This window comes from Roseateles sp. (assembly GCF_049240545.1).
Lineage (GTDB): Bacteria > Pseudomonadota > Gammaproteobacteria > Burkholderiales > Burkholderiaceae_C > Paucibacter_A.
On the sequence record NZ_JBMLSK010000108.1, the window covers coordinates 1 to 3,946 of the forward strand.

General features: G+C 65.6%; 5 protein-coding genes. All 5 read left to right on the plus strand.

Annotated elements, in window-relative coordinates; translation table 11 throughout:
* Nucleotides 1-417: hypothetical protein (locus ACOVRJ_RS07705; RefSeq protein WP_422043301.1), on the plus strand; the 417-nt coding region annotated here is incomplete at its 5' end.
* A 137-nt stretch (nucleotides 418-554) separates the two neighbouring features.
* Complete coding sequence (locus ACOVRJ_RS07710) at nucleotides 555-1,229, plus strand: hypothetical protein (RefSeq protein WP_422043302.1); 675 nt, start codon at nucleotides 555-557, stop codon at nucleotides 1,227-1,229.
* Between the two features lie 5 nt (nucleotides 1,230-1,234).
* Complete coding sequence (locus tag ACOVRJ_RS07715) at nucleotides 1,235-1,975, plus strand: GIY-YIG nuclease family protein (RefSeq protein WP_422043303.1); 741 nt, start codon at nucleotides 1,235-1,237, stop codon at nucleotides 1,973-1,975.
* Complete coding sequence (locus ACOVRJ_RS07720) at nucleotides 1,969-3,501, plus strand: hypothetical protein (RefSeq protein ID WP_422043304.1); 1,533 nt, start codon at nucleotides 1,969-1,971, stop codon at nucleotides 3,499-3,501. The genes ACOVRJ_RS07715 and ACOVRJ_RS07720 overlap by 7 nt, the downstream gene beginning before the upstream one ends.
* A 16-nt stretch (nucleotides 3,502-3,517) precedes the next feature.
* On the plus strand, nucleotides 3,518-3,793 hold the full coding sequence (locus ACOVRJ_RS07725) for a hypothetical protein (RefSeq protein WP_422043305.1): 276 nt from the start codon (nucleotides 3,518-3,520) through the stop codon (nucleotides 3,791-3,793).
* The last annotated feature ends 153 nt before the right edge of the window (nucleotides 3,794-3,946 follow it).

Genomic DNA, 3,946 nt, shown 5'->3' on the forward strand with positions numbered 1-3,946 from the left:
GTCGACAGCATTGCGAGCCTGGGCAGCCTGGAGCGCGCCAGAGCGAAGATGAACGAGAACAGCGCGTCAGGCGAGCCGACGGCAGAGGAGCGGGCTGACTGGGAAGAGCTGAAGCGGGCGTGGTTCGAGCCGAGCGCGGGCGTTGGCATAAACACCACCGGGGCGTGGATCAGCTCCGGCGCCGCTGCGGCCAATTCCATGATCGCCGGCAGGGACGCCATCATCGCGGAGATGCGCAGGAGCGGCGGCGCAGTTGCCAGAAAAGAGGATGCATTCGAGGCCGAGCTGCGGCGATTCCACATGGAGCGCGAAGAGCAGCTGGCCCTGCGCGAGAAGAAGAAGCTGGCGGCGGATGTCAAGGCCCGGGATGCCCACGCATCAGCAGTCGTAAACCGCAACCTGCTCCTGCTGCTCTAGAGTGCTCGCCGGGGCAGTACGCCCAGAAAACACCAAGCCACCTTCGGGTGGCTTTTTCGTTTGTGCCCGCCCGCGGCTGAATGCGCCCGTCTCCCGCGGACGGCCGCGGGATGGGCACACCCGACGACACGCGAGACATGCAGCAACCGACCTGGGCGCGCCTGGCCAGCAAGCTGGCACCGGCCGCCAAGCCAGCACCCAAGCAGGCCGCCACCAAGGCGGCAAGCGTAGCCGTGCCCAAGCCTGCCGAGCCGTCGCCGCGGGACGAGGCGTGGTGGGTCAAGCGCATGCACGAGTGGCGCAAGGATGATCCCGCCAGGCCATTCCCGCGCGGCAAGCTGAACCTGTGGCTGGAGCTGACGCCAGACGGCGCAGTGCGCGACGCACTCACAGACGATCTGCCGACGAACCTGGACCTGTTGCTGGACCGCATGATCTGCGGCGAGTCGATGTCGGCCCTGGCCGAGTACGTGACCGAGCTGTTCGGCTTCCGCGTCAGCGCCTACCACGTCCGCATGGCCATGACGTCGACACCCGATCGGCTGGCCAAGTACAACCTGGCCCGGCACCACTATGCCCACCAGCTGGTGGAGGAAGCCACCAAGGACGCGGACTCTGCGCGGCGCCATGGCGACTTCCGCTACAGCGGCGACTTCCGCATGAAGCTGGCCGGTAAGCTGGCGCCCGAGCACTACGGCGACAAGGCGCAGCTGGAAGTGGGCGGCATCACCGGCAAGCCCGTGGAGCACAAGGTCGAGGGGCAGAGCCCGGCCGAGGCATACAAGGCGCTGGTCGGCGCATCGGTGAAATAACAATGATGAAGTGCAGCTCTCAAGAATCCGGCATCTACGCCATCAGGGCCCCTAGCGGCAACCTGTACATCGGCAGCGCAGCCAACTTCAACCGGCGCGCGAACTGCCATCGCTCGAAGCTGGTGCGCGGCGTCCACTTCAGCAAGCAGCTGCAGGATGCGTGCAACAAGTACGGCATCGATGCGCTCGTGTTCACGCCCGTGTTCCGGTGCGGGCGGGATGATCTGATCGCATACGAGCAGGCCTTCATCGACGCGCTGGCGCCGGCCTACAACTCGGCCAAGGTGGCGGGCGCGCCGATGGCTGGCCGCAAGCATGGCGACGGCTTCAGGAAGAAGATTGCCGCCACCCGCGCCGCGAACCCTGAGACCGTGGCAAAGGCCGCCAAGAAGGCTGCGGAAACGCGAGCCAGGGCCTGGGCCGAGATGACGCCGGAGGAGATGGCGGCCGATGCCGCGAAGCGCAAGGAGGCCATCCGAATCGGCAATGCCAAGCGCATGGCCGCGCTTACCCCAGAGCAGCGCGCAGAGCGCGTCGAGAGTCTGCGCGCTCGCGGCAAGCTGGCGTCGGCTGCGGCAAAAGCGAGGCTTCTGGCGATGACGCCAGAAGAGCGGGCTGCTGACAAGGCCAGGATGCTGGCGAAGCGCGCGGCCACATACGCAAAGAAGACGCCGGAGGAAATCGCCGAGATCAATCGCAGGCGGTCAATTGGCATGGTCCGCGCCAGGAAGGAATCACAATGCTGATCCCCGAGCACTGGCGCTGGTTTGACCACAAGAGCCCTGATTACGACCGGGCCTGGCAGCAGCGCGTCGACATGCTGAAGCGCATCAGGTCCGGCGAGATCGACCTGGTCGCACTCAAGGAGCACTACAGGGCCAATCCCGTCGACTTCATCTGCGACTGGATCATCACGAGAGAGCCTCGCAATATCGAGCGCAACCTGCCGACGGCCATCCCGCTGATCCTGTTTGAGCGGCAGGCCGAGTTCGTTCAGTGGCTCATGGACAGATGGAAGGGGCGCGAGCATGGCGTTTGCGCCAAGAGCCGCGACATGGGCGTCTCGGTCACAACCTGCGCGGCGTTCGTCAGCTTTTGGCTCTTCAACGAAGGCTTCGTCGGAAGCATTGGCTCGCGGCGCGAAACCATGGTCGACAACGGCAGCGACCCGAACTCGATCTTCTGGAAGCTGCGCGACATGGTGCACACGCTGCCAGTCGAGTTCATCCCGGCAGGCTACAAGCCGGCCGAGCACGCCACGCGCATGAAGCTAGCCAACCCGGCCACTGGTGCGACGCTCGTCGGCGAAGCTGGCCGCAACATCGGCCGCGGCGGTCGCTCGTCCATCGCCTTCGTTGACGAAAGCGCGTTCGTGGAAAACGCCCAGGACGTCGAGGCCGCCCTGTCGCAGAACTCGAATTGCATCATCCATAGCTCCACGCCGAACGGCATGGGCAATGTGTTCGCGAAGAAGTGGCACTCGGGTCGGGTGTCCAAGTTCAAGTTCCACTGGACCCAGGACAAGCGCAAGGATCAGGACTGGTACGAGCGCATGTGCGCCACGCTGGACCCGGTCGTGGTCGCGGCCGAGATCGACATCAGCTTCACGGCATCGGTCGCGAACGCATTCATCTCCGGCGAGGACGTGAGCATGGCCCAGCGCCTGGGCCCGGCCGATGTGGAGGCCATTGGGCCGATCATGATCGGCGTCGACGTCGCCAGGTTCGGCAACGACAAGAGCTGCATCACCGTTCGCCGTGGGCGCGTCTGCTCTCGCATTGAGGTGTTCGGCAAGGCCGATGTCGTAGACGTCGCCGGTCGAGTGATCGACGTCTGCCGATCTATGCACGAGCCACCATCCCAGATCGCGGTCGACACCATCGGCATAGGCGCTGGCGTCGCTGACACGCTCCGGCGCAACGAGCGCTTCGGGCATCTCGTCGTCGACGTCAACAGCTCCCTGCGACTCGACGATGGCGAGTGCTACAACCTGCGCGCCCGCATGTGGCGCGACATGAGGGACTGGCTGCAGGGCCGCGTGAGCATCCCCAATGACCCGCAGCTGGCCTCGGAGCTCACCGCCCTGCAGTACGGCTACAAGGGTCAGCTACTGCTGATCGAATCGAAGGACGACGCAAAGAAGCGCGGCATCTCGTCCCCCGACATGGCCGACAGCCTGGCCCTGACGTTCGCCTACCCGCCCGAGAAGCGCAAGCAACAGCGACCCATGGCGCCGGCCTGGGCTCCTGCAGACGACATATCCGGCTACTGACGCACAAGGAGAAGACATGCGACCTGATCTCAAGCGGCACGCCATTGGCGGCCTCATCGTGGCCCTGGTGGCACTGGGCGCCGGCCTGGCGGCCCTGTACCTGGCCATCAACCCGCTGACCGCTGTGGTGGCCGTCGCGTCCTGCGTGGGCGCCTCGGTCATCGAGGGCGCGCAGTGGATCGAGAACCGCGGCGGCGTCCTGCCCACGCGTGAGGTGTCGTTCCTGGACTGGATCTGGACCGCGGCGCCGGGCCTGGTGCTGGCCGCAATCATTGAATGGAGTGCAAAGTGAAATTCCGAGAATCCAAAGCAGAGAACGGCCTCGACTACATCCTGGGCCTGGAGGGCGGGCATACCGTGGTGGTGCCGGCCGACAAGGCGTTCCCAGCTCCGGTGTCAGGGGCTGGGATTCCGGTCCTGGATGCCGCCACGGCGGGCACCAGCT